The sequence below is a fragment of the Streptomyces sp. JN8 genome, assembly GCF_055808075.1.
This window is the reverse complement of record NZ_CM147852.1, coordinates 3,256,038-3,281,385: the sequence shown is the minus strand read 5'-3', so window position 1 is coordinate 3,281,385 and position 25,348 is coordinate 3,256,038. Positions and strand designations below refer to the sequence as shown.

The 25,348-nt window shown below is 73.9% G+C and carries 24 protein-coding genes; 11 read left to right on the top strand and 13 right to left on the bottom strand.

Annotation, left to right across the window (positions count from 1 at the left end; genetic code table 11):
• Positions 1-8: 8 nt before the first annotated feature.
• From ACY0MR_RS14060 to ACY0MR_RS14035, 6 genes are all read right to left on the bottom strand, one after another.
• Positions 9-1,142: a glycosyltransferase gene (locus tag ACY0MR_RS14060; RefSeq protein ID WP_473560977.1), complete on the bottom strand. Its 1,134-nt coding sequence runs from the start codon at positions 1,140-1,142 to the stop codon at positions 9-11.
• Positions 1,139-1,942, bottom strand: coding sequence for a polysaccharide deacetylase family protein (locus tag ACY0MR_RS14055; RefSeq protein WP_388793033.1), 804 nt, complete (start codon positions 1,940-1,942; stop codon positions 1,139-1,141). Before ACY0MR_RS14055 ends, ACY0MR_RS14060 begins: the two co-directional genes overlap by 4 nt.
• Positions 1,839-3,617, bottom strand: a complete 1,779-nt coding sequence (murJ, locus tag ACY0MR_RS14050; RefSeq protein WP_473561788.1) for a murein biosynthesis integral membrane protein MurJ — start codon at positions 3,615-3,617, stop codon at positions 1,839-1,841. The genes ACY0MR_RS14055 and murJ overlap by 104 nt, the downstream gene beginning before the upstream one ends.
• A gap of 334 nt (positions 3,618-3,951) precedes the next feature.
• A complete protein-coding gene (locus tag ACY0MR_RS14045) occupies positions 3,952-5,265 on the bottom strand; it encodes an O-antigen ligase family protein (RefSeq protein WP_388793037.1) in 1,314 nt (437 codons plus the stop codon).
• Positions 5,266-5,267: 2 nt separating this feature from the next.
• On the bottom strand, positions 5,268-6,713 hold the full coding sequence (locus ACY0MR_RS14040) for a sugar transferase (protein ID WP_473560974.1): 1,446 nt from the start codon (positions 6,711-6,713) through the stop codon (positions 5,268-5,270).
• Positions 6,710-7,846 (bottom strand): glycosyltransferase, encoded by a 1,137-nt coding sequence (locus tag ACY0MR_RS14035; protein ID WP_473560972.1) that lies wholly within the window; start codon positions 7,844-7,846, stop codon positions 6,710-6,712. Before ACY0MR_RS14035 ends, ACY0MR_RS14040 begins: the two co-directional genes overlap by 4 nt.
• 629 nt (positions 7,847-8,475) lie before the next feature.
• On the opposite strand from ACY0MR_RS14035, the gene ACY0MR_RS14030 reads away from it, so the two are divergent.
• From ACY0MR_RS14030 to ACY0MR_RS14005, 6 genes are all read left to right on the top strand, one after another.
• A complete protein-coding gene (locus ACY0MR_RS14030; RefSeq protein WP_030324034.1) occupies positions 8,476-8,715 on the top strand; it encodes a chaplin in 240 nt (79 codons plus the stop codon).
• A gap of 277 nt (positions 8,716-8,992) precedes the next feature.
• On the top strand, positions 8,993-9,673 hold the full coding sequence (locus ACY0MR_RS14025; RefSeq protein ID WP_473560970.1) for a hypothetical protein: 681 nt from the start codon (positions 8,993-8,995) through the stop codon (positions 9,671-9,673).
• A gap of 239 nt (positions 9,674-9,912) precedes the next feature.
• Entirely contained in the window at positions 9,913-10,194 is a 282-nt protein-coding gene (locus ACY0MR_RS14020; protein WP_329282458.1) for a hypothetical protein, read from the top strand.
• Between the two features lie 257 nt (positions 10,195-10,451).
• Positions 10,452-11,303 carry a hypothetical protein gene (locus tag ACY0MR_RS14015; protein WP_473560968.1) on the top strand — a complete coding sequence of 284 codons (852 nt, stop codon included), beginning with the start codon at positions 10,452-10,454 and terminating at the stop codon, positions 11,301-11,303.
• Between the two features lie 150 nt (positions 11,304-11,453).
• Positions 11,454-11,927, top strand: coding sequence for a hypothetical protein (locus tag ACY0MR_RS14010; RefSeq protein ID WP_473560966.1), 474 nt, complete (start codon positions 11,454-11,456; stop codon positions 11,925-11,927).
• Between the two features lie 310 nt (positions 11,928-12,237).
• Entirely contained in the window at positions 12,238-12,513 is a 276-nt protein-coding gene (locus ACY0MR_RS14005; RefSeq protein ID WP_030324043.1) for a chaplin, read from the top strand.
• Between the two features lie 75 nt (positions 12,514-12,588).
• Here the strand turns inward: ACY0MR_RS14005 and ACY0MR_RS14000 are convergent, their stop codons facing one another.
• Complete coding sequence (locus tag ACY0MR_RS14000; protein ID WP_361857870.1) at positions 12,589-13,455, bottom strand: tyrosinase family protein; 867 nt, start codon at positions 13,453-13,455, stop codon at positions 12,589-12,591.
• Entirely contained in the window at positions 13,439-13,852 is a 414-nt protein-coding gene (locus tag ACY0MR_RS13995; RefSeq protein WP_361857867.1) for a tyrosinase family oxidase copper chaperone, read from the bottom strand. The genes ACY0MR_RS14000 and ACY0MR_RS13995 overlap by 17 nt, the downstream gene beginning before the upstream one ends.
• Positions 13,853-14,000: 148 nt before the next feature.
• On the opposite strand from ACY0MR_RS13995, the gene ACY0MR_RS13990 reads away from it, so the two are divergent.
• Genes ACY0MR_RS13990 through ACY0MR_RS13980 form a run of 3 tightly spaced genes read left to right on the top strand, consistent with a single transcriptional unit; the run spans position 14,001 to position 16,200 of the window.
• Positions 14,001-14,504: a DUF5949 family protein gene (locus ACY0MR_RS13990; protein WP_361857865.1), complete on the top strand. Its 504-nt coding sequence runs from the start codon at positions 14,001-14,003 to the stop codon at positions 14,502-14,504.
• A gap of 18 nt (positions 14,505-14,522) precedes the next feature.
• Positions 14,523-15,176: a vitamin K epoxide reductase family protein gene (locus tag ACY0MR_RS13985; RefSeq protein WP_361857862.1), complete on the top strand. Its 654-nt coding sequence runs from the start codon at positions 14,523-14,525 to the stop codon at positions 15,174-15,176.
• A 1-nt stretch (position 15,177) separates the two neighbouring features.
• Positions 15,178-16,200, top strand: a complete 1,023-nt coding sequence (locus ACY0MR_RS13980; RefSeq protein WP_473560963.1) for a glycoside hydrolase family 26 protein — start codon at positions 15,178-15,180, stop codon at positions 16,198-16,200.
• Between the two features lie 37 nt (positions 16,201-16,237).
• Here the strand turns inward: ACY0MR_RS13980 and trhA are convergent, their stop codons facing one another.
• On the bottom strand, positions 16,238-16,939 hold the full coding sequence (gene trhA / locus ACY0MR_RS13975) for a PAQR family membrane homeostasis protein TrhA (RefSeq protein ID WP_361857856.1): 702 nt from the start codon (positions 16,937-16,939) through the stop codon (positions 16,238-16,240).
• A 196-nt stretch (positions 16,940-17,135) separates the two neighbouring features.
• Here trhA and ACY0MR_RS13970 point away from each other — a divergent pair, with 196 nt between their 5' ends.
• On the top strand, positions 17,136-18,959 hold the full coding sequence (locus tag ACY0MR_RS13970; RefSeq protein ID WP_388793056.1) for a phosphoenolpyruvate carboxykinase (GTP): 1,824 nt from the start codon (positions 17,136-17,138) through the stop codon (positions 18,957-18,959).
• 199 nt (positions 18,960-19,158) lie between these two features.
• On the opposite strand, the gene ACY0MR_RS13965 is transcribed toward ACY0MR_RS13970, so the two are convergent.
• Both ACY0MR_RS13965 and ACY0MR_RS13960 read right to left on the bottom strand, forming a co-directional pair.
• Complete coding sequence (locus ACY0MR_RS13965; RefSeq protein WP_473560960.1) at positions 19,159-19,560, bottom strand: SCO4983 family protein; 402 nt, start codon at positions 19,558-19,560, stop codon at positions 19,159-19,161.
• A 77-nt stretch (positions 19,561-19,637) separates the two neighbouring features.
• Positions 19,638-20,849: a pyridoxal phosphate-dependent aminotransferase gene (locus ACY0MR_RS13960; RefSeq protein WP_361863131.1), complete on the bottom strand. Its 1,212-nt coding sequence runs from the start codon at positions 20,847-20,849 to the stop codon at positions 19,638-19,640.
• 120 nt (positions 20,850-20,969) lie between these two features.
• Here ACY0MR_RS13960 and mptB point away from each other — a divergent pair, with 120 nt between their 5' ends.
• Positions 20,970-22,406, top strand: coding sequence for a polyprenol phosphomannose-dependent alpha 1,6 mannosyltransferase MptB (gene mptB / locus ACY0MR_RS13955; RefSeq protein WP_473560958.1), 1,437 nt, complete (start codon positions 20,970-20,972; stop codon positions 22,404-22,406).
• Here mptB and ACY0MR_RS13950 read toward each other — a convergent pair.
• Together ACY0MR_RS13950 and ACY0MR_RS13945 are read right to left on the bottom strand one after the other, a co-directional pair.
• Positions 22,403-23,980, bottom strand: coding sequence for an N-acyl-D-amino-acid deacylase family protein (locus tag ACY0MR_RS13950; RefSeq protein ID WP_473560956.1), 1,578 nt, complete (start codon positions 23,978-23,980; stop codon positions 22,403-22,405). The genes mptB and ACY0MR_RS13950 overlap by 4 nt on opposite strands.
• An 88-nt stretch (positions 23,981-24,068) precedes the next feature.
• On the bottom strand, positions 24,069-25,334 hold the full coding sequence (locus ACY0MR_RS13945) for an amino acid deaminase (RefSeq protein ID WP_473560954.1): 1,266 nt from the start codon (positions 25,332-25,334) through the stop codon (positions 24,069-24,071).
• Between the last annotated feature and the right edge of the window lie 14 nt (positions 25,335-25,348).

The window sequence follows — 25,348 nt, the reverse complement described above, 5'->3', positions numbered from 1 at the left end:
ACGGGTTCTCACTTCGCGGGGGAGGGGGTGCCGTGGACGGCCTGGTCGTAGAGGGACATCAACTGCTGTGCGCTGTGCGCGATGTCGTAGCGGCGGGCGGCGGCGGGCGGCGGGAACCGGGCGGGCCGGGCACCGTGGACGCCGCGCAGCGCGGAGATCAGCTCGGGGACGGATCCGCCGATCCGCCGCGCACCCGGTGCCGCCTCCGGGGCCAGGTCGTCGAGGGCGGGGCAGGCCACGTACAGGACGGGCAGTCCGGCGGCGAGGGCCTCGACGACGGCCAGTCCGAAGGTCTCGTCGGGGGACGTCGACACGAAGACGTCCATGGCGGCGAGGAGTTCGGGCAGCGAGGGTCCGGACGCGCCGGGGCCCGGCGGGTCCTCGCAGGCCCCGGCGAGCAGCACCCGGTCGGCGGCCCCGCACGCGCGGGCCGTCCGGAGGAGCTCCGCGCGGTGCTCGCCCTCACCGACGAGGAGCAGCCGGACGTCCGGGATCTCGGCCACCGCGCGGACCAGCCGCTCGAACCGCTTGCCGGGCGTGAGGCGGCCCACCCCGCCGACGACATGGGCGTCCTCGGGCAGCCCGAGGGCACCCCGGGCGCGCCGCCGGGCCCGGACGTCGAAGGCGAAGCGGTCGGTCTCGATGCCGTTGGGCACGATCCTGATGCGGTCCCGCGGCACCCCCCAGTCGGCGAGCCGGCGGGCGACGCTCGGGGAGACGGCGACCGTCGAGGTGCCGAGCCGCTCGGACGCGAGGTAGAGCGCACGGGTGCCCGCCGAGAGCGGACGGCCCTCGATCTGGGTCTCGCCGAGGGAGTGCTCGGTGGCGATGACCGGCCGCACCCCGGCGAGCCGGGCCGCCGTCCTGCCGTACACGCAGGCCCGGTAGAGATGGGTGTGCACCAGGTCGTAGCGGCCCTGCCGGACGATCCGGGCCAGCCGCGGGAGCGCGCCGACGTCACGGTTGCCCGCCATGCCCAGATGGGTCACGGGAGTGCCGTCGGACTCGATGCCGGTGGCGACCGCGCCGGGGTTGGTGAGCGTCACCACCCGCCCCTGGACCGGCAGATGGCGCAGCAGCAGCCGCAGCTGCTGCTCGGCGCCGCCGATGCCGAGCCCGGTGATGACGTGCAGGACCCTCATGAGGCACCGACCACGGCCGGGCCGTACGGCGCGGGGAGCAGGTCGGCGGGACGGCGGCGGCGCAGCGGGTGCAGGACCCGCTTCGCGGTGAGCCGCCACGAGGTGTCGCCCTCGCCGATGTGGACCCGGGGCAGGGCGTACGTACCGGTGTGCGGGCCCGGGTCGATCGCGCAGCCGTAGCGGTAGCCGGCCCGCCGCACGGCGTGGATCACGCGCGGGTCGACCCGGCCGTACGGATAGCAGAAGCCCTCGACGGGCGTGCCCGTCATCTCCTCCAGGAGCGCGCGGCTCCGCCGGGTCTGGTCGGCCAGTTCCGCGTCGTCGGCCTCGGTGAGCGCGACGTGCGTGAGACCGTGCGAGCCGATCTCCATGCCCGCCCGCGCGATGCGCCGGATGCCGTCCTCGTCGAGGAGCGGCTTGCGGGGGCCGTCCGCGTCCCAGGTGTTCTCGCCGCCGAGCCGACCCGGCAGGACGTACACCGTCGCCGTGAAGCCGTGCCGGCGGAGCAGCGGGAGCGCCGAGTCGAGGAAGTCCGCGTAGCCGTCGTCGAAGGTCAGGCCCACGAGCCCCTTGGCGCGGCCCTCCGCCGTGGCGGTGAGCAGCTCCCCGACCGACACCCCGCGCAGCCCCCGGTCGCCGAGCCAGTGCAGCTGCCGGGCGAAGCGCACGGGGGAGACGGTCACCCGGTACGGATCGTCAGCGGGGTCCGTGATCGAGTGGTACATCGCCACCCACGGGGGCGGCTTCATCCACAGGGGAGGCTTCGGCAGCAGACGGCTCAGCGCGGTGGCGGCGGGCATGGGAGGTCCTCCGGAAGGCGGAGCGGGGCAGGGGTGGGATCTCCGGCGCCCTGGGGGCGCAGGCGAGGTAGAGCAGGAAGACGCCGGCGACCACCAGGCCCGCCACCGCGACGGCGAGCACGGCGGGGCCGATCGCGAGCGAGCACAGCCAGCCGGCACCGGTGGCGCACGCGCCCGCGACGGCGAGCCGGAGCAGCCCCTCGCCGAGCCGGCCCACGCGGACCGGGACGGCCTGCCGGTGCGCGCCGCGCAGCAGCAGGACCGCGGTCAGGGTGATGCCGAGGGCGTTGGCGGCGGCGATGCCGACCGAGCCCCAGGCGCGGGCGCCCGGGACTCCGGCGACCGCGGTGACGACGAGCCCGGCGGCCATCGCGGCCGCCGGGTACCAGAGCGGGCGGGCGGCAGAGAAGTAGCAGCGGACCAGCGCCCCGACCATGGTCTGGCCGAGCAGGCCGAGGGCGTACACCCGCATGACGGCCGCGGTGGCGACGGTGTCGGAACGGGTGAACTCGCCGCGCTCGAAGAGGAGCTCGACGATCCGGGGCGCGGCGGCGATCACCGTCGAGGCGCCCACGAGGACGACGACGGCGGCCAGGAGCAGGTCCCGCTCCACGCGGCGGCGGGCCCCCTCCGTGTCGCCCGCCGCGAGGGCCCGGGCCACCACCGGGAAGCTGACCGTGCACAGCATCAGGGAGAGGATCATCGGCATCTGCGCGACCTTCTGCGCGTAGTTCAGATGCGAGATGGCCCCGGCGGGCAGAGGCGAGGCGAGGAACCGCTCGATCAGCGTCTGGGACTGCCGGGACAGCGAGAACGCCACGACCGGCGCGATCAGTCCGAGGACCAGGATGCGGCCCTCGCCGGTGGCGGGGGCCGCGAGCGCCCCGGGCTCCGGCACGGGCACGGGGCGGGCGCGCAGCTCCCGGACGAGCGAGGGGGCCTGGACGAGGACCATCAGGATCCCGCCGACGGCGACCCCGGCGGCGGCCGAGCGGACGCCCCACGGCTCGCGGAGGAGCAGGATGGTGCCGATGATGCCGACGTTGTACGCCACGTAGATGGTGGCCGGCGGCAGGAACGAGCCGTGCGCGCGGAGCGCCGCCGAGCAGTAGCCGACCAGGGCGAACGTCAGGACGCAGGTCCCGGTCAGCCGCGTGCAGTCGATCGCGAGCCCGGGGTCGGGCAGGCCGGGCGCGAGGACGTCGACGATCAGCGGTGCGGCGGCGACCAGGACCGCCGCGACCACCCCGACGATCAGGGTGAGCCGCGGGAGGGTGCCGCGGACCAGGGCGCGCACCGGATCCTCGCCCGGCCCGCCGGAGCGGTGTGCCAGGGCACGGGAGAACGCCGGCACCAGGATCAGCGCCAGCGCGTCCTCGATGAGCAGCGTCGAGGCGAACTCCGGCACCGTCCACGCCACCAGGAACGCGTCGGTCTCCGCGCCGGCGCCGAAGTACCCGGCCAGGATCTGGTCCCGGACGAGCCCGAGCAGCGCGCCGAGCGCGGTGAGCCCGGCGGTCACGGCGGTGGCCTTCGCGAGGAACCCGCGGCCCTCGGGCGCGCCGGTCCTGGCCGCCCTGCCGCGGGCGTGGGCCCGGCGGCCCGCCGGCCGGGGGGCGGCGGGGGAGGGCGGGGCCGTGGGTGCGGGCGAGGACGGCGAGGCGGGCGCGGGCACGGAGGCGGCCGGGGCGGGGCGGGCGGGGGTGACCCGTCGACGCGCGGGGCGGCCGGGAGAGGAGCGGTGGCCGCGTGCGGGTCGCGCGGTGCGGCCGGGGCCGGCGGGGGCGGCCGGTGGTTCGGCCCGCTCGGCGCCCGTGCCCGAGCGTGGCGCCGCGCCCCCGCCCGCCCCCGGCAGCACGACGGCCCCCGGGGGCCACGGGGAGTCCGTGGGGCCCGGAGGCGCGGTCGGCCAGGGATCGGTCAGCGGGGCGCCGCAGGGCGGACCGCCCGTGGCGCGCGGTTCACCGGCCCACGGGGTGTCCGTGGGCTCCGGTTCCCCGGCCCACGGGTCACGCACGCCGGACCTCCGCGAGGGCCCACCAGGCCGCGAGGCCCAGCACGACCGACATCAGCACCGTCGACGGGCCGCCGATGTCCGCGTAGAAGAAGTCGATGAGCTGCCAGCCGATCAGGCCCGTCGCGACCAGCGCGCAGTCCGCGCCGAGGCGGCGCCGCCGGAGCGCGCCGACGAGCAGCGCCAGCCAGCTGCCCGCGAGGGCCAGCAGTCCGAACAGCCCCTGCTCGCTCAGGACCAGGAGGTACATGTTGTGCGGGGACAGCAGCGGCTGCCGTGCGAAGGCGGCGCCCGCGCCGGCCGTGTCGCTGCCGGAGGACAGGGCGAGCGAGGCGTTCGAGTCGCGGTACTGCGGGAAGCCCTTGAGCCCGACGCCGGTGACCGGCTCCGCGGACCACATCCGGCCGGCCGCCGCCCACATCGTGTACCGGTCCGTGACCGACTGGTCCGGCGCGGCCGCCACCTGCGAGATGCTCGCGACCCGCTCCTTCACCATCGACGACCCGATGCCGAGCCCGCCGACCATGACCACCCCGAGGGCCGCGGCCGCCAGCGCCACGCACGCGGCCCGCCGGGGGCCCGACAGCAGCAGCTGGACGCCGCAGGCGAGCACGGTCGCGATCCACGCGCCCCGGCTGAACGACAGCACGAGCGGCACGAACAGCAGACCGGCGCAGACGAGCGCCGCCGTCCGGGTCCGCCCGGGGCGGCTGCCGAGCGCGATCCCGGTCACCACGACGAGCCCGTACGACACCACCGTCGCCATGCCCATGACGTCGGTCGGCCCGAAGGTGCCGACCGCCCGGACGTCCTCGCCCATGTACGAGGCACCCGTGCCGGTCAGGTACTGGACGACCCCGACCGCGCCCTGGACCAGCGCGAGCCCCACCAGACCCCAGGCGACCACGGCGAAGTCCCGCCGGTCACGGATCATCAGGAGCACCGCGGCCGGCACGAGCACGAAGATCTGCACGTACCGGGCGACGCCCGGCAGGCTCGCCGCCGGATCGTTCGAGGTGATCGCCGCGAGACAGACGCCGAGCACCGGCAGGCCGAGGACGACCGCCGCCGTCCGGGTCAGCGGCCGGGCGCCGCCGCGCACCACCCGGACCAGACAGATCAGCACGAGCAGACCGGAGGCCGCGTCGGCGACCGTCCCCGTACCGCCGGTGCCGCCCTGCGCACCGCCCCCGCCCGGGACGAGCAGCAGGGCGATCACGGCGAGGACCGGGGAGAGGGTCCCGGCCCGGCGCACCCAGTCCCGGACCTCCCCCGGGGCGAGCGCCGGCGCCGTCACGGCCGCGGCCATCCTCAGCTCCCCGTGGGTCGGACGAGCCCGGCGGCCGTGCGCAGCAGGATGCAGACGTCCTGCCAGAGCGACCAGTGGTCGATGTAGTGGTTGTCGAAGCGGCAGCGGTCCTCGATCGAGGTGTCGCCGCGCAGCCCGTGCACCTGTGCCAGACCGGTCAGCCCCACCGGCATCCGGTGCCGCGCCGCGTACCCCACGTGGATCTTGCTGAACTGGGCGACGAAGAAGGGGCGTTCGGGACGGGGGCCGACCAGGCTCATGTCCCCGCGCAGCACGTTCCACAGCTGCGGCAGCTCGTCGAGCGAGGTCTTCCGCAGGAAGCTCCCGGCCGCGCTCATCCGCCGGTCGCCCGCCACGTTCCAGCGCGTCGCCGACTCGGCGTCGTCGGAGGGGCGGAGCGTGCGGAACTTGAGCAGCGTGAACAGCCGGCCGTGCTGGCCGACCCGCTCCTGCCGGAACAGCACCCCGGGGCCGTCCGCGAGCCGCACGGCCAGCGCGCAGAGCAGCAGCACCGGCAGCGCGAGCGCCAGCGCGGGCGCGGCGAGCACGATGTCGAGGGCGCGCTTGGCGGGCAGACCGCGCCCCTCGGCCGGCGGAGCGACCCGCTGCCAGGCGTACCCCCACATGTGCGCGCCCATCGGGCCGTCCTGCGGGCCGCCGGCCCGCCAGGTCGTGCAGCCGTAGTGCTGGAAGAGCGTCACGAGCCCCGGGTCGTCGTCGAGGAACACCGCGTCGCGCACGGCGTTCTGGATGACGGCCCGGTGGATCTCCTCCGTCGTGGTGAGCACCGGGAGCCCGGCCTCGCCGGGCGACCGGGGCGCGCCGCCCTGCTCGGGCACGCCGACGATGCCGACCGGCCGCACCCCGTACTCGGGATGCTGGGCCGCGGCGGCGGCGAACCTGCGCGCGGCCGCCGCACCGCCGACCACCAGCGCCGACCGCGGGTGGGCCCGGGCGACCCGGCGCCGCCGGGCGAGCACCAGCGCGCGCACCAGGGTCACGACGCCGACGTGCGTGGCGTACGCGGCGAGGAGCCGCAGCGGCCCGATCGCCAGGGTCGGGGAGTACGCGGCCACCCCGGCCGCCGCCAGGCACCAGGCGACGCCGGCGCGGGAGGCGAGCGCGGGCAGCTCGTCGAGGGCCCGGGTGTGCGGCGCCGGCCGGTGCAGCCCCGCCCGCCCGTCGAGGACGAGGACGAGGGCCACGACCGGCAGCAGCAGCCGCGGGTCGTGGTGGGCCGCGCTCAGGAACGCGGCCCCGGCGAGGACGGCCAGGCAGTCGACGACGACGAGCGGCAGCACGCCGGACCGCGGCCGCTCGGGGCGGAACGGGAGGACGGGCCGGCCGGTCGGACGGCGGCGCTGGGCGAGGGAGGCGAGGCCGAAGGCCTGGCCGGCCGTGGGCCAGGGGCCCGGCGTGGGAGGGATGCTGGTGCTTTCGGTGGTCACTGCGCAATCGGCTCTCTGTGCTCGGTGCCTCGCACTCCGGCCAGTTCGCGGTAGACGTCCGCGACGGCCGCGCCGGTGCGCCGGACATCGAATCTGCTGAGTACGTGCTCGTGGGCCTCGCGGCCCAGGCGGTGCCGGAGCTCCCGCCTGCCGAGGAGGCGGCCGAGAGCGGTGGCGAGCGCGGCCGGGTCCTCGGGCGGGACCAGGCACAGCGGTTCATGGGCGGGCGGCAGGCTCTCGCGGGCCCCGTCGACGTCGCTGACGACGACGGGCCGGCCGGCCGCCATGGCCTCCAGGGGTGCGAGCGCCATGCCCTCCCAGCGGGACGGCAGGACGACCACGTCGGCGGCCCGGAACCAGGGGACGGTGTCGTCCACGGCGCCGGTGAACCGCACCGAGGGGCCGGCGGTCGCGCGCAGCCGCGCCCCGTCGGGCCCGTCGCCGACCAGGACGAGACGGGCCGTCGGCACCTCCGCCAGGACGGCGGGCCACGCGGCGAGCAGCACGTCCTGCCCCTTCTGGCGGCAGAGCCGGCCCACGCAGACGACGGTCGGCGCCGGGTTGCCGGGCGGGCCGTCGGTCGCGAACCGGGCCACGTCCACACCGTTGTGGACGACGGACCAGTCCGCGGCGACCCCGGCGGCCTCGCCGGTACGCCGCTCGGCCTCGCTGACGCAGACGATCCGGTGGGCCCAGCGGGCGCCGAACCGCTCCCAGCGCCGGGCCAGCGCGGCGGTCGTCCCCTCGACGGCCTCGAAGGACCAGGCGTGCGGCTGGTACACCGTCGGAATCCGTCCGCGCAGGGCGAGTCGGGCGCAGAGCCCGGCCTTCGCGCTGTGCGCGTGGACGAGTCCGGGGCGGACGGCGCGGATGACCCGGGCGAGGTCCCGGGTCTCGGTGACGAGCCGGGGGCCGGGGTTCCGGCCGGCCCGCCAGTCACGGGTGTCGGCCCCCTCGGCGCGGACCGCCGCGGCGAGCGGGGTGTCCGGCGGGCAGGCGACCGACACCCGCAGACCGGAGACCAGTTGGGCGCGGACGAGGTCGATGACGACACGGGCGACCCCGCCGTCACCGGGCTGGACCGCGTGCAGGACGGTGACGGACCCGGGGTCCGTGTCTCGTGGAGGCAGCACGTCAGCGCCGGACGTCCGCCGGGACGGAGAGCGCGCCGGGCCGGACGGCGAACCGCCCGCCTCCCGCCCGGCCGACCGTACGGGCGCCGGGGGAGGGGAATTCGACGCCGCCGGAACTCCTCGCGGCGTCCGCGGAATCAGCGGAACGGAAGCCGTGCCGCACGGACTCGTGGCGCGCGGCGGACCGCACCGCACACGACCGGGGGCACACCACGCTGCGACGTACAGCAAGAACCGCTGAATTCCGCATACAGGTTCTCCGCTTTGCTGAGAGAAGGGAGGGAAGACCCGTGAAGGCCAGGAAGGGTGAAGGTGTCGTCCGCACGAAATGGGTGAACGCGCGGCGGGCCCGGAAGCAACGTTCGGATCCGTTATAACCCCGGCGCGGGGCGATAGTACGCATTAGATGCCTGGAAACGCTAACTCCCGTATCTCCGCGGCTGTTTCCTCGTTGAGCGTGTTGCGCCATTCCACGCCCACTCCCTCCAATGGCCCTCCTATGGCCCAAAGATCGGTTGAACGTCACCCGTTCGGGAGAGCAACCGATGAAAATCCGGGGCGTTGTTGAGGGAGCCGGGCCGAACAGTCCGCGCAGTCCACGTTGAATTTCGATCGAGGAGCACTTCCCCATGTCCCGTATCGCCAAGGCCGTTGTCCTGACCGTGGGTGCCGCCGCCGCGGTCGCCGGTGCCGCCGGTGCCGCCACCGCCGACGCCGGCGCCGAGGGCGCGGCCGTGAAGTCCCCCGGTGTCGGCTCCGGCAACGTCGTCCAGGTCCCGGTGCACATCCCGGTCAACCTCTGCGGCAACACGGTCAGCGTCATCGGCGCGCTGAACCCGACCTTCGGCAACACCTGCGTCAACGCCTGATCCGGCACGCCTGATCGGTCCTTCCGAAGCCGGTGCGCCCGCCCCCGACGGGGCGGGCGCACCGGCTTTCTCCTTGCGGTCATGGGCTCGGTACTCGTTCGGCGGCACCGTCGTGCGCCGTCCGGTGCAACGGCGTACGCCCCGTCGGAGGGCATGTTCGAGCACCGGATTCACCCGAACGGAGGCGTGGCGTTCCGTAGCTCCTCGGTTGCGGAGCGCTATACCCGCAGGCACGGTGAGAGGGAAGTTGTCCGACGCATAAGGAAAAGGAACACATATGCGTCCCCTGGCCACGCGCCGCATCACCGCCCTGGCGATATCCGCCGTCATCTCCCTCGGCGCGGCGGGACCCGCCCTCGCCGACGCACCCCACCCGTCCGTCACGACCGACCGGGGCGTCCGCGCGCCCGTCCCCGACGGCACCGACCTCGCGGCCGAGGGCGAGGAGCTCGGCGACCTCACCGGGGTGCTCACCCCGGTGAGCGAGCTCGTCGCCGCCGCCCTCAAGGCCGACGCGGGCCGACCGCCCGCCGTCGATGTGGAGGCCTTCAGGGCCAAGGTCGCGGCGTTCGTCGAAGAGGCCGAATCCGCCGCCCGGCTCCCGCTGCCGGATCTCCCCGTGACCTCGCCCGCGGCCGGGGCCGACCGGGCCGCCGCCCCGGCCGACCTCGTCGGCGACGCCCTCGCCACCGTCGAGAAGGCGGTCGCGGGTCTGCTCGCCGCGGTCGGCTCCGGCGACACCGCCGGGGCCGTACCGCAGGTCACGGCCACCCTGACCGCGCTGGTCGACACCGTCCTCGGCACACTCCTCGGCGGCGGCCTGCCCGCGGCGCCCACGCTCCCGGTCCCCGCGCCGGAGCTCCCGGTCCCCGCGCCCGAACTGCCCGTCGACGCTCCGGTGGCGCCCCCGGCGGGCGTGCCCGAGCTGCCGGTCGCGCCGCGGCTGCCCGTCGGCTAGTCATCCGCAGGTCCCGTGCCGGCCCGGCGTACCGCCCGGGCCGGCACCGGCGTGCGCTCCGGCGCGCGATCGGCAAATAGCACCGGTCGGCATCGATCGGGTGCAGTGTCGAGAAATCCTTCCTTCCGGAGTTTCCGTGCGGCACGCCGTTCGTTACAGAAGCAGAACAAAGCGCACGGGATTCGGCCAAGAAGCCTGTGCAGCACGTGACTTGAAAGTTCAGAGGAAGGATTCTCCCCATGAAGCCCACCAAGGTCGCCGCGGTCGTCGCCGGTTCGCTGATGGCTCTGGGTGCCGCCGCGCCCGCCATGGCCACGGAGGCGCTCACCCCCACCAGCCTGAACGGCGGCCTCGAAGCGATCGCCGCCAACGGGCTGAAGTCGGACGTCCTGAGCAGCACCACCGACGGCTCCCCGGTCAAGACCGTCACCGACACCGCGACCCAGCTGAACGAGACCACCAAGGGCGCCCCGCTGCTGGGCGGTCTCCCGGTCCCTGGCGGTCTGCCCCTCGGCGGCTGACACCGGCTTTCCCTTTACGGCTGACACCACATCAGCGACGCTCCTTTCGAGGGCATTTGCGGCGCCGGGAAAGGCGCCGTTCCCCACGGTCGGCTGATCGAATGATTTTCTGATCAGCTGCCGTGTGGCCCCGGTTGCACGGGGTTCGCCGACCCATACCCTCTGGCCAGTCCCACGCGAACGTCGGCGTGGATGAGGCCGGTCGGAGCGAGGGGGGATCCTCGCCGGCCTCTCCCTTTCTCCAGAGGAAGAGCGGTATGCGGTCCATCATCAGCAGGAAAGTACTCACCGCGGCGGCAGCGACCGGCATCCTGTCGCTGAGCGGCGGATTCGCCCTGGCCGCGAGCACCCACGCCGGTACCGGTGACGGTCCGGGCCCGGGCCACGCCGGTCATGCCCAGGCCCCGCTGTCCGCGGACGTCTGCGGAACGAGCATGGATCTCGGCGGCTTCGTCGCCGCGGCCGTCGGCGACCTCTGCGCCCAGGAGGAGGGCCCCGGCGGCTACGGCGACGAGCCGGGTGAACCCACGCACCCCGGCGAGCCGACTCATCCGGGTGAACCGACGCACCCGCCGACGCACCCGCCCACGCACCCCCCGACCCACCCGCCGACGCACCCGCCGACGCACCCCCCGACCCACCCGCCGACGCACCCCCCGACCCACCCGCCGACGCATCCCCCGACCCACCCGCCCACGCATCCGCCCACCAAGCCGCCGACGACGCCTCCCACGACGCCGCCGACCACGCCTCCCACCACCCACCCGCCGACGCACCCGCCGACGACGCCTCCCACCACGCCGCCGACGAAGCCGCCGACCAAGCCGCCGACGACGCCTCCCACGACGCCGCCGACGACCCACCCGCCGACGCACCCGCCGACCACCCCGCCCACGTACCCGCCGAAGCCCGACGAGTGCGAGAAGCCCGGTCCGGGCGAGGAGCCGGAGCCCAGCTGCGGGCCGACCAAGCCGCCCACCTCCCCGCCCGAGCTCCCCGACACGGGCAGCGAGACCGCGCTCATGGGCGCGGCCGCGATCAGTGCCGCACTGATCGTCGGCGGCACCGTCGTGTACCTCCGCGGTGGGCGGATCGCCCGCCGCCACTGACGCCCCCCCGCCCGGCGTCAACCGAGGCCCTCACCGTCACCGGTGAGGGCCTCGCCCGTTGCTGCACATGGGGGAGTTCCGGGGACGTTCGCCCGAAGACCTCGTTGTCAGAACATGACTCTGCGCTCTCACGCCGGCATGGGACTCCTCATGACCGCATTCGCCTCCGCCCTGGCCGCCCCGGCCTCGGCCGTCGAGGCACCGGTCGTCGTCCCCCTCCAGGGGCTCGACCCGGTGCTCCCGATGGACGCCCCGACGGTGGCCACCGGCGTACCCGTCCCGATGCCCGGCGCCCCCACCGGCTTCCAGAAGGGCCTCGGCTCGCTTCCCGACGTGGCGCTGCCCAGCGTGCCGCTCACCGGCACCCTCCCCGAGACCGTGGTGGCCGCTCCGCTCCCCGAGGTCGTGAAGGACAGCGAGCCCGGCCGGGCCCTCCTCGCCACGCCGCACTCGGAGATGGCGGCGGCCACCCCGGGCGCCGTCGTCGGCAACCCGGTGGTCGCGCCCGAGGGCAACGGTCTCGCGGGCCTGCCGGACCTCGCCCAGCCGCGGGTCGGCCTGCTGCCCCCGATGGTCAGCGGGGCGCTCGACTCGCAGCTCGGTCTGGCGCCCGAGGCGCACTGACCCCCGGGTCGCGGCGGACTTCCCCCTCGTTCCTCCGTGCGATCGGCGGCCTCACGGGTGAAGACACGATTCTTCCCCGCCACCGGAAGCGCTTTCGTTCGTTGCAAGAAGAGGCTTGTCGCATGGCCGCGACCCGCGGGCCGAGCCCGTACCGCCGTATCCGGCGGCGGACGGTGCTCGTCCCGCGGGTCATTTCTCGGTTTTCCCTCCTCCCTTTCGGCCCAACGCCCGTGACCCGGTCCGTGGTGCGACGTTGAACGGGAATGACGGCCGTGATTCCTGCGGTCGCTTTCCATCCAAGGAGTTCTTGATGTCTCGCATCGCGAAGGCTGCCGCTGTTCTCGCCGGCACGGGTGCCGTTGCCCTCAGCGGAGCCGGCCTGGCCGTCGCCGACTCGGGCGCCGAGGCCGTCGCCGCCCACTCGCCCGGTGTCGCCTCCGGCAACGTCGTCCAGGTCCCGGTCCACGTCCCGGTCAACCTCTGCGGCAACACCGTCAACGTCATCGGTCTGCTGAACCCGGCGTTCGGCAACACCTGCATCAACGCCGACGGTCACGACAACGGTGACGGCGGCTACGGCGGCTGATCCCCCGTAACGACCGCGTCCCCCCGATCCGACCCGGATCGGGGGGACGCGTGCGTGCGGGGCACGGGCCGGCCCTCAGGCGTACCGGTAGATCCGGCTGTGGTCGAGCATCGAGGCCGGCGTCACTCCCCAGGGAGCCATCGGCTCGTGCCGGGCGACGACCTTGCGGTACTGGCCGTCCCCGAGCGGCGGCGGTTCCGCGGGGAGGTACGCGGCCCCCGGGTTGCGCTGCTGCCAGCGCGACCAGACCAGGTCGACGAACGAGTGGTGCAGCCAGAACACCGGGTCGTTGACCGAGCCGCCGCCGAGCATCAGCCCGCCGACCCAGCGGTGCACCCGGTTGTGGATCCGGAACCGCTCGTTGCCCCGGCCCGGCGCCCAGCCCTCCAGGCGGTTGCGGAAGCCGGAGGAGCTCGTCGAGTTCCAGGGGGTCGCGTCGTACACGCGCTCCCGCATCACCTCGTCGAGCTGCGCCTGCGTCGGCAGCGCGATCGGATCCCGTGGGCGGCCGAAGTCCCTGGTCAGGAAGCGTTCCTGGGTCATCGACTGGGTGATCGTCCAGCGTCCGGCGGAGTGCGCGAACGGGCCGGTCATCACCTGGAGGTCGCTCCTGCGGCCGTTGCCGCCCAGGAAGTCCTCGCCCCAGAGCGAGGACGCCGGACTGTTGTCCCGGGTCCAGTCCCAGTACGGGACGGAGACCGTCGGGTCGATCCGGCGCAGTGCCGTCTCGAACTCCAGCAGGAACTTGCGGTGCCAGGGCAGGAAGCTGGGCGTCATGTGCGCGACCCGGAGCCGGCCCTCCCCGTCGGCCGTGTAGTGGTCGATGTGGGTGCGGACGAAGCGGTCGTACGCCCCCGTCCGCTTGAGCTCCAGGACGGCGGCGACGAACTTCCGGCGCTCGGCGCCGGTCAGGTCGCGCTGGTTCTTACGCGTGTACACCACGCGGGCTCCCTCCCGTCGGGTCGGTGGGGACGCCGTGGGCGCCGGCGAGCGGGGAGAGCCGGGCGGTGCCCAGTTCGTCCACGGCCGCGCGGACCGCCGCCCGCGGCGTCGGGCAGGACTCGTAGTGGTCGATCGGGGTGACGTAGCCGCCGTCGGCGCAGCGCATCAGATGCAGCGGCAGACCGTCGACGAGGGCCACCGGCTCGCCCTCGGGGCCGGAGAAGCCCAGGATGCGGCGGCCCCGGTACAGCTCGTCGAAGGCGTGCGGATCGCGCGCGTCCGCCGCGGGCGGACCGGAGGGCGGGCGGCTCGCGATGCGGCCGAGGGCGCCCCCCGTGAAAGCGGTGACGGCCAGCGCGAAGAGGGACCGCAGCGCGACGCGGCGGGGGACGATCATGGGTGATCTCCTCGGGGTCGTGGGAGCCCTCAGGGCACAACGATGAAAACCCGGGTTCGTTGCGGCGGAAATGCCAGCGGCGTGAATGTCGGCCGATCGGGTGAATTCGGCGCGGGGAAAGGGTGGTTGGAGCACTAGCATCCGATTCATGACCACTTCCAACGTCGTTTCCTCGGCGCGCAGCGCCTCTCCGCTGGGAACTCTCACGGTGATCCCGTGGTCCAGCGAGCCCTCCGCCGACGCGGCCGGGACGCCGTTCCTCATGGCGTATTCGCTCGGCGACGGCCGGGACGGGCCGGAGGCCGGTCAGCAGGCCATGCGGACCGCCCTGGAGGCCATGGGCCTCTCCGTCGGCGACCGGCTCTTCGATCTGGAGAAGGACGCCGGGATCACCGCCTCGCTGCTGGTCGAGGGCGGCTCCGCCGTCCTCAACCTGCCCTTCCTGAAGGTGCAGTGCCCGGTCCCCGACGAGTGGCAGGAAGCGGCCCGCGAGCGCGGCCAGGTCTACCTGATCTGCTCCGTGCGTCCGTGGCCCGAGGCGGTCCCCGGGCAGCCGGTCGACGAGGCCGCGCTGCGGACCTTCGTCTCCGACGAGGAGATGCTCAAGGACAGCGCCCACGTCCTGATGCCCGTCCGGCGTCTGCAGGGCTGAGCGGGAAGGGATCGCGCCATGGCGACGGTGAACGTACGGGGCGGGGTGCCGGAGCAGCGGCAGGAGCGTGAGGAGTCCGCGCGGGGGACCGCGGGGACGGTCGGCGCGAGCCGGGCCTTCGCCTGGATGCTGATGATCACCGGAGCGGCGGGCGTGCTGTCCGGCTGGGTGATCACGATCGACAAGTTCAAGCTGCTGGAGGATCCCGGCTTCCAGCCGGGGTGCAGCCTGAACCCGGTCGTGTCCTGCGGCAACATCATGAAGAGCGAGCAGGCGGGTGTCTTCGGCTTCCCCAACCCGATGCTCGGCCTCGTCACGTACGCCGTCGTCGTGGCCCTCGGCGCGGGGCTCCTCGCCGGGGCCCGCTACCGGCCGTGGCTCTGGCTCGGCCTCGACGCCGGCATGCTCTTCGGCGTCGGATTCTGCACCTGGCTGATGTACCAGTCGCTGTACGAGATCAACTCGCTCTGCCTGTGGTGCTGCCTGGCCTGGGTCGCCACCATCGTCATGTTCTGGTACGTCACCGCGCACAACGTGCGGCACGGGGTGATCCCCGCCCCGGCGGGCGTGCGGACCTTCCTCGGCGAGTTCACCTTCGCCCTGCCCGTGCTGCACGTCGGGATCATCGGGATGCTGATCCTGACCCGGTGGTGGGACTTCTGGACGAGCTGACGTGAACCGTCTCCTCCCCGGGCCGCGGGCCGCACTCGTCGTGCTGCTCGCGGCCGTTCTCGTGCTCCTGCTGCCGTACGACCGGATCGCCCCCGGCGACCGGCACGCCGGGACCCGGGCGGCGCCCGAGCCGGATCCGGTGCCGCTGCCCGGGGTGCCGTCCGGCTTCTTCACGGGCTCCGACGAGGCGGGCGTGCGCAGGATCGCCCAGGTGCAGGCCTGGCTCGGCGGCGGGGCGCTGACCGTGGGGCACACCTATCTGCCGGGCGACCGCTGGTCCAACATCGAGGGCCACCCGGCCCTCTTCGAGCCCTGGGCGCGCTGGAAGGAGGCGCGGCCGGGGCGTCTCTTCGTGCTCAACGTGCCGATGATGGACCGCAGCGAGGCGGGGCTGCCGGACGCCGAGGTGCGGGCGGGGCTGCGGAGCGGGGCGGCCGGCGCCTTCGACGGGCACTTCCGGACGCTGGGGGAGCGGCTGGTGGCGCACCGGCTCGGGGACGCGGTCCTGGTGCTCGGCTGGGAGATGAACGGCACGACGTACAGCCATCGCTGCGGCCCGGACCCGGAGGCCTGGAAGGCGTACTGGCGGCGGGTCGTCGAGGTGCTGCGCGGGGTGCCGGGGCAGCGGTTCCGCTTCGACTTCACCCCGAGCCGGGGGCGGGACGCCGTGGAGTGGCCGCGCTGCTATCCGGGGGACGACGTCCTCGACATCATCGGGATGGACGCGTACGACCAGCCCGCGGGGCTCTCCTTCGAGGAGCAGGTCGCCGAGGAGTACGGGCTCGCCCACCACGTGCGGTTCGCCGCCGCCCACGGCAAGCCGGTCTCGTACCCCGAGTGGGGGCTCTTCCGGAACGGCGACAACCCGGCGTACGTGCGGGGGATGCTGGACTGGTTCGCGGTCCACCGGCCCGTCTACCAGACCGTCACCGACTACTGCCCGCACGGCGTCTGGGGGTGCGCCGACAACCCCGAGTCGGCGCGGGTGGTGCGGGGGGCGCTGGGCGGCCCGGCCGGTCCCTGAGGGGGCCGGCCCGTCGCCGGGCCCGCCCGGTGTCCGGTCAGGCGTGCTGGTAGGCCACCAGCGAGATGCCGACGTAGTGGACGATGAAGGCGGCCAGCGTCAGCGAGTGGAACACCTCGTGGAAGCCGAAGTAGCGGGGCGAGGGGTTCGGGCGCTTGATGCCGTAGATGACGCCGCCGGCGCTGTAGAGGAGTCCGCCGACGATGACGAGGACGAGGACGGCGATGCCGCCCGCGCGCATGAAGTCGGGCAGGAAGAAGACCGCGGCCCAGCCCATCGCGATGTAGCAGGGGGTGTAGAGCCAGCGCGGGGCGCCGACCCAGAAGACCCGGAAGGCGATGCCGGCGAGCGCCGCGGCCCAGACCGCCCACATGAGCGGCCGGCCGGTGGAGTCGGGGAGCAGCAGCAGGGTGAGCGGGGTGTAGGTGCCCGCGATGATCAGGAAGATGTTGGCGTGGTCGAGGCGCCGGAGCACGGCCTCGCCGCGCGGCCCCCAGTCGCCCCGGTGGTAGAGCGCGCTGATGCCGAAGAGCAGGCAGGCGGTCAGGACGTAGATCCCGCAGGCGATGCGGGCGCGGGGCGAGTCGGAGAGGGCGACCAGGACCAGGCCGGCCACGATCACGGCGGGGAACATGCCCGCGTGCAGCCACCCCCGGAGCCGGGGCTTCAGCGGGACCGACGGGGCCTGCCCGATCGGATCCGGTGCGATCGGGGGCACTTCCGGCGTGGCTGCAGTCATGGAACGGAATCGTACCTACGCCCCCGTAGGTCGCGAATACGAGTGGCGATGCTCACGTGGGCGGGCCCCTGGACATATGGGCGGATCCGTCGGATGATCAAATGAGTGCGGTCGGCACCGGATGAGCAGCTACGAAGCATCCGGGTCGCGGCCCCCACGGGGCACACCTCAACAAACCCCTCTACAAGGAGCAATCGTGGCGCGCGACAACGCGGCTCCCCAGACCCTTCCGACCCAGCACCAGGAGCTCGTCTCCTGGGTGAACGAGATCGCCGAGATCACCCAGCCGGACAGCATCGTCTGGTGCGACGGTTCCGAGGCCGAGTACGAGCGCCTGTGCGAGGAGCTCGTCGCCAAGGGGACCTTCACCAAGCTCGACCCGGTGAAGCGCCCGAACTCGTACTACGCCGCCTCCGACCCGACCGACGTCGCGCGCGTCGAGGACCGGACCTTCATCTGCTCCGAGAAGGAGGAGGACGCGGGCCCGACCAACCACTGGAAGGCTCCGGCCGAGATGAAGGCGCTCTTCGCGGGCTCCGAGGGCATCTTCCGCGGCTCGATGCGCGGCCGCACCATGTACGTCGTGCCCTTCTGCATGGGCCCGGTCGGCTCCCCGCTCTCCGCCATCGGCGTCGAGATCACCGACTCCGCGTACGTCGCCGTCTCCATGCGCACCATGACCCGCATGGGACAGCCCGTCCTCGACGAGCTCGGCACCGACGGCTTCTTCGTCAAGGCCGTCCACACCCTCGGCGCCCCCCTCGCGGAGGGCCAGGAGGACGTGCCGTGGCCCTGCAACTCCACCAAGTACATCTCGCACTTCCCCGAGACCCGCGAGATCTGGTCGTACGGCTCCGGCTACGGCGGCAACGCCCTGCTCGGCAAGAAGTGCTACGCGCTCCGCATCGCCTCGGTCATGGCCCGCGACGAGGGCTGGCTCGCCGAGCACATGCTGATCCTCAAGCTGACCCCGCCGCAGGGCGAGGCGAAGTACGTCGCCGCCGCGTTCCCGTCGGCCTGCGGCAAGACGAACCTGGCGATGCTGGAGCCCACGATCTCCGGCTGGACCGTCGAGACCATCGGCGACGACATCGCCTGGATGCGCTTCGGCGAGGACGGTCGCCTGTACGCGATCAACCCCGAGGCCGGCTTCTTCGGTGTCGCCCCCGGCACCGGCGAGCACACCAACGCCAACGCCATGAAGACCCTCTGGGGCAACTCCGTCTTCACCAACGTCGCGCTCACCGACGACAACGACGTGTGGTGGGAGGGGATGACCGAGACGGCCCCCGCGCACCTCACGGACTGGAAGGGCAACGACTGGACGCCGGAGTCCGAGACGCCGGCCGCCCACCCGAACGCCCGCTTCACCGTCCCGGCCGGCCAGTGCCCGACGATCGCCCCCGAGTGGGAGGACACCAAGGGCGTCCCGATCTCGGCGATCCTCTTCGGCGGCCGCCGCGCCTCCGCCGTCCCGCTGGTCACCGAGTCCTTCGACTGGAACCACGGCGTGTTCCTCGGCGCGAACGTCGCCTCCGAGAAGACCGCCGCCGCCGAGGGCAAGGTCGGCGAGCTGCGCCGCGACCCCTTCGCCATGCTGCCCTTCTGCGGCTACAACATGGGCGACTACATGGCCCACTGGGTCAAGGTCGGCGCCACCGCGGACGCGGCCAAGCTGCCGAAGATCTACTACGTGAACTGGTTCCGCAAGAACGACGCCGGCCAGTTCGTCTGGCCCGGCTTCGGCGAGAACAGCCGCGTCCTCAAGTGGATCGTCGAGCGCCTGGAGGGCAGGGCCGAGGGCGTCGAGACCCCGATCGGCATCCTGCCGACCGCGGAGTCCCTCGACACCGAGGGCCTCGACCTGCCGGCCGAGGACCTGGAGTTCCTCCTCAAGGTCGACCGTGACGTGTGGCGCGAGGAGGCCGCCCTCGTCCCGGACCACCTGAACACCTTCGGCGACCACACGCCGAAGGAGCTGTGGGACCAGTACCACGCGCTCGTCGAGCGCCTGGGCTGATCCCGCACCGCGCACTCGTGGTGGGTTGCCCCGAGATACCGCCCTGACCAGTGGGGTCACGACGGCCCACCACGACGCAACCGGCCCCCGGAGCCCCCTCAGGCTCCGGGGGCCGGCGCATGCCCGGACACGGTCGCCCCGGCGGGCGGGGACGTGTGGCGCCCGGTCCGCGCGGTTCGTGCCACGCGGACCGGGGCCGTCAGGGGGTGCCGGTCGCGGCCAGGGTGGCTTCCCCGGCCAGCGCGGCGGTGTGCGCGTCCATGCGCTCGGCGGCGAGGATCGCGGCGGCCGTGTCGGCCCGTGAGGCGGCGACGACCAGGGCGCGGCCCGCGAGGGCGTGGGCCCGGCGGTGCAGGTCCGGCGCGGACGCGCCCCGGAGACCCGCGTGCCGCGCCGGCGGGGCGCCGCGAAGGCGCGCGACCTGCCGGGCGATCACGTCGCCCGCCTCGGTGTCGCCGAGCTCGTCGGTGACGGCGAGCAGGGCCGAGAGGTGCCCGGCGAGCTGGATGTCCAGCTCCTCCTCGCGGGAGCGGTGCGGATACGCGTCGTGGACGTCGTCGGCCATCCGGTGGACCGACTTGGTGCGGATCGGTTCGTACATGGGACGGCCTCCTGAGTGTCTGGAGCCATCCTATCTTAGATTCAGTCTAAAGTTGAGTGAGGTCCGGCCGGGGCCGCTCAGGGCTGGCTGTAGCCGTCCAGGAAGCGGCCGATCCGGGTCACCGCGTCCGCCAGGTCCGCGGCCGCGGGCAGCGTGACGATCCGGAAGTGGTCCGGCTCGTGCCAGTTGAAGCCCGTCCCGTGCACCACCATGATCTTCTCCGCCCGCAGCAGGTCCAGGACCATCTGCCGGTCGTCCTTGATCTTGTAGACGTTCGGGTCGAGGCGCGGGAACAGGTACAGCGCCCCCTTCGGCTTCACGCAGGTCACCCCGGGGATCCGGGTGAGCAGCTCGTACGCCGTGTCCCGCTGCTCCAGGAGCCGCCCGCCCGGCAGGACCAGGTCCTCGATCGACTGCCTGCCCTGGAGGGCGGCGGCCACCGCGTGCTGCGCCGGCATGTTCGCGCAGAGGCGCATGTTGGCGAGGATCGTCAGGCCCTCGATGTACGAGGTCGCGTGGTGCTTCGGGCCGCAGACCGCCAGCCAGCCCGAGCGGAAGCCGGCCACCCGGTAGTTCTTGCTCATCCCGTTGAACGTCAGCACGAGCAGGTCGGGGGCGAGGGCGGCGGTCGGGGTGTGCGTGGTCCCGTCGTACAGGATCTTGTCGTAGATCTCGTCCGAGCAGACGACCAGGTTGTGGCGGCGGGCGATCTCCGTGAGCGAGCGGAGCATCTCGTCGTCGTAGACGGCGCCCGTCGGGTTGTTCGGGTTGATGATCACGATCGCCTTGGTGCGGTCGGTGATCTTCCGCTCGATGTCCGCGAGGTCCGGCATCCAGTCCGCCTGCTCGTCGCAGCGGTAGTGCACGGCCGTGCCGCCCGCGAGCGAGACCGACGCCGTCCACAGCGGGTAGTCCGGGGCCGGGACGAGGACCTCGTCGCCGTCGTCCAGCAGCGCCTGCATCGACATCTGGATCAGCTCCGAGACGCCGTTGCCGAGGTAGATGTCCTCGACGGAGAGCGGGATGCCCTTGGTCTCGTAGTGGCTCATCACCGCGCGCCGGGCCGACAGCAGCCCCTTCGCGTCGCCGTAGCCGTGCGCCTCGGAGAGGTTGCGGAGCACGTCCTCCAGGATGGCGGGCGGGCACTCGAAGCCGAACGCCGCCGGGTTCCCCGTGTTGAGCTTGAGGATGCGGTGACCCGCGGCTTCGAGCCGCATCGCCTCTTCGAGCACCGGACCCCGGATTTCGTAACAGACGTTGGCGAGCTTCGTGGACTGGATCACCTGCATGACGAGAGCTTACGGCGGGGGCGCCCGCGACGCTTCGTGTTTTGGGACACGTCGGACAGGCCCCGGGGACGGCCGCCGCCGAATAGGGCTCCTCCGCCCGGCGGGATAGGTTGGCCCGTCATGTGGGATTTCCGTGCCTCCGGATGCCGCCGACTGGGTGCGGCGGGATCGCTCGCCGTCACCCTGGGCGGGTGGGCCGGCGGAACGCTGCCCGTGCGCGGCGGCTGGGGCCTCTGGGAGCCGCGCGGCTCCGGGCTCGCCCTGGCCGGCGCCCTCCTCGCGTACCTGGGCCTGACCCTGCTCGTCGCCGCCTGGTGGCGGTACGGCGTACTCCTCGCCCGGGGCGCGGGCGACCGGGTGCGCACCACCCTCGTCTGGTGGGCGGCGCCCCTGCTGCTCGCCCCGCCCCTCTACAGCGCCGACGTCTACAGCTACATCGCGCAGGGCGCCATGGTCCTCGAAGGGCACGACGTGTACGGCGGCGGGCCCGCCGTCCTCTCGCCCGGCGAGCTCGGCTGGGACGCGGCCGGCAGCGTCGGCGGCCACTGGACCGACACCCCCGCGCCGTACGGGCCCGCCTTCCTCGTCCTCGCCCAGCTCGTCGTCAAGCTCACCGGCGGCGCGATCGTCCCCGCCGTGCTCGGGACGCGCCTGCTCGCGGTCGGCGCGCTCGCGCTGATCGTGTGGGCCGTCCGAGGACTCGGCGGCGGGCGCGGCGGACCCGACGGGGCCGTGTGGCTGGCCGCCCTCAACCCGCTGCTGCTCATCCACGTCGTCGGCGGCATGCACAACGACGGCCTGATGATCGGGCTCATGCTGGCGGGCGTCCTGCTCGCCGTGCGGGACCGGTGGGTGCTCGGCTGCGTCCTCGTGGGCCTCGCGATGATGGTCAAGTCGCCGGCGGCCGTCGCGCTGCCGTTCATCGGGGTGATGGTCGCGCGGCGGGACGGCGGTGCGCGGGGCCTGGCGAAGGGGCTCGTGCTGCCGGGGCTCGTGGCCGGCGCCGTGGCGGCGGTGGCGACGGTGCTCGCCGGGACCGGGTTCGGATGGCTGCGGACGCAGAGCGTCGCGGGGACCATCCACACGGCGCTGTCCGTGAGCAGTGATCTCGGCCTGGGGCTCGGACTGCTCCTCGGGGACGACCCCGACCCGGTCAAGGCGGCCGTGCAGAACCTCGGGCTGCTCGCCGCCGCGGTCCTCGTCCTGGTGCTCGTGTGGCGGGCCTGGCGGGGGCGGCTCGACCCGGTGCTCGGGCTGGGGCTCTCGCTGGTCGCGCTCGTCGCGCTGTCGCCGATGGTGCAGCCCTGGTACCTGCTGTGGGGGACGGCGGCCGTCGCGGCCGCGGCGTGGCGGAGCCGGGCCGGGCAGGTCCTGGCGGTCCTCTCGGCGGCGCTGGTCTACGAGACGGCACCGGACGGGCGCACGCCCTGGTACGGATTCGTGGTGGCGGGCCTGGTGCTGCTGCCGGGACTCCTGTGGGTACGGCGGGAGCCGTGGGGCGCACAGCCGTCGGAGCTCCGACGGCCGCCCGCGCCGGCGGCGGATCCGGCCCCCTAGCGGCCCCTGCGGACCGATCGGCCCGGCAGGGCGTCCGTGCGGCGGCCGTCCTCGATCACGAAGGTGCCGCCGACGAGGACGTGCGGGATCCCGGTGGGCAGGGTGCGGGGGGACTCGTACGTCGAGCCCGCCGCCACCGTGTCCGGGTCGAAGAGGACCAGGTCCGCCACGCAGCCCTCCCGGACCACGCCGCGGTCCCGCAGCCCGAGCCGGGCCGCCGGGCGGGAGGTCAGGTGGGCCACGCACTCCTCCAGGGACAGGACGCCCAGGTCCCGCGCGTACCGGCCCAGGTACTGCGGGAAGGTGCCGTACGCCCGCGGGTGCGGCTTCGTGCCCTGGAGGATGCCGTCCGAGCCGCCCGTGTGCACCCGGTGCCGCATGATCGTCCGGACGTTCTCCTCGTGGCCCACGTGCTGGAGGATGGTCGTGCCCAGCCGGTCCTCCAGGAGCAGCCGGCGGGCCGTCGCCCAGCCGTCCACCCGGCGCCCCACCCAGTCCGCGAGCGACCCGTGCGACACCCCCGAGATCTCGATCGTGTCCCAGTCCACCGGTACCCCGTGGCAGCCGTCCGAGCCCACGACCTCCAGGTGGTGGCGGATCCGCTCCGCCGTCGCGTCGTCCCGCAGCCGGGCGAGGACCGCCTTCGGGCCGCCCTCGCCCGCCCAGCTCGGCAGCACCGCCACCAGGGTCGTACAGCCCGGCGTGTACGGGTACGTGTCGAGGCTGATGTCCGCGCCCGCGTCCAGGGCCTCGTCGAGGAGGGCCAGCAGCTCGGGGGCCCGGCCCTCGTTCACGCCGAAGTTCATCGTGGCGTGGGCCAGGTGGAGCGCGCAGCCCGCGTCCCGGGTCAGCCGCACCATCTCCTCGTACGCCTCCAGGGCCCCGGCGCCGTAGGAGCGGTGGTGCGGGCAGTAGTAGCCGCCGTACCCGGCCACCACCCGGCACAGTTCGGTGAGCTCGGCGTCCTTCGCGTACATCCCCGGTGTGTAGGTCAGGCCGGAGGACATGCCGACCGCGCCCTGCTCCATGCCCTCGGCGACCAGCCGGCGCATGTGGTCCAGCTCGGACTCCGTCGCCGGGCGGTCCTCCCAGCCGACCGCGTACATCCGCACGGTGCCCTGGGGGACCAGGTACGCGGCGTTCACCGCGATGCCCCGGTCCAGGCGGTCCAGGTACTCGCCGACCGTGCGCCAGTCGAAGTCGATGTCGTCGCCCGACCCGTTCCAGCCGGTGATCGCCCTTCGCACCTCGGCCAGGGTCCGGTCGTCCACCGGGGCGTACGACAGGCCGTCCTGGCCCAGGACCTCCAGTGTCACGCCCTGCGCCGCCTTGGCGCTGTGGTCCGGGTCGCGGAGCAGCGCGAGGTCGCTGTGGGCGTGCATGTCGATGAAGCCGGGGGAGAGGACCAGGCCCTCGGCGTCCACGACGCGGCGGGCGGTGGGCCGCAGGCAGCCGGCTGCCGCCCCCTCCTTCACGATCGCGGCGATCCGGCCGCCCTCGACCGCCACGTCGGCGCGGTACGAGGCGCCGCCGGTGCCGTCGACGACCTCCGCGTCGCGGAAGACGAGGTCCATACCGACTCCTTACGGGAGAGCGTGCGGGGGTGGGCCCGGCCGGCGGGCCCGACCGGGCCGGACGCGCGGTCGGGCGGTCCGGGGGTGTCTAGAAGAAGGTGCGGACGTAGTCGACGACCGTGCCGTCCGCCTCGACCAGCGGGATCAGCTGCCACTTGTCGAAGATCGTGCACGGGTGGGAAAGGCCCATGCCGAGCCAGTCGCCGACCTCCAGGTCGGCGCCCTCCTCGGTCGCCACCCAGGCGTGCTGGTCGGAGAGGCCGGTGACGGTCAGTCCGTCGGCGGGGCGGATCTCGCCGGTGCGGGCGTCGCGGACCACCTGCGCCTCGGGGAGGTGCAGGTCGTGGGCGGCGTCGCGCTTGCCGGCGTTGGTGAAGGCCTGCTCGGGCGTCGGCCGGGACACGACCTGCGACCAGAGGCGGAACGCGGGCTCCAGGGCGCCCTCCTCCGGGACCCGGTTGAAGGGGGTCCGCTCGCGGTACTGCCCGTCGTCGTGCGAGACGTACGCGCCGGAGCGCAGCAGCTTCAGGACGGGCAGGGAGAGCGCGGGGACCTCCGCGAAGACGTCCGCGACCGCGTCGAACCACTCGCTGCCGCCCGCGCTCACCACGATCTCGCCGACGGACGGGTCGAAGCGGCCCGCCTTGTCGAAGTCGGCCGCGAGCCCGACGAGCCGGTGCAGCCACTCCCTGACCCGGGTGCCGTCGGCCCCCGGCATCGTCCCCTCGTACCCGGCCACGCCCACCAGTCGCAGGGTCGCGGTGCCCGCGACCGCGTCGGCGACGGCCGCGCACTCGGCCTCGGTCCGCGCGCCCGTGCGCCCGGTCGCCCCGGCGGCCAGTTCGACCACGACGTCCAGCGGGCGGGTGGCGCCCGCGGCGCGCAGGGCCCCGTCCATCAACTCGACGCCGCGCACGGAGTCGACGTAGCAGAGGAAGCGGAACTCCGGGTCGGCGTCCAGCTCGCCCGCGACCCAGCGCAGGGCGACCGGGTCGACGAGCTCGTTCGCGAGGAAGATCCGGGAGACGCCGTGCGCCCGATAGACGCGGGCCTGGTGGGGCACGGCGGCGGTGATGCCCCAGGCGCCGTGCTCCAGCTGCCGGGCGAAGAGCTGCGGGGCCATGGAGGTCTTGCCGTGCGGGGCGAACGCGAGGCCGTGCCGCTCGGCGTACGTCTCCAGGAGGCGGAGGTTGTGCTCGACGGACTCGGCGGACAGGGCGAGGACCGGAGTGGTGAAGCCGCCGGTGAAGAGGTTGCGCCGCTGGGAGGCGAGCTCGCCGACGGTCAGGCCCTCGGCGTCCGGGGGCAGGGCCTTGAAGCGGTGGTCGACGCGCTCGTTCGCCAGGTCGGGCATGAGGCCTCCTCATC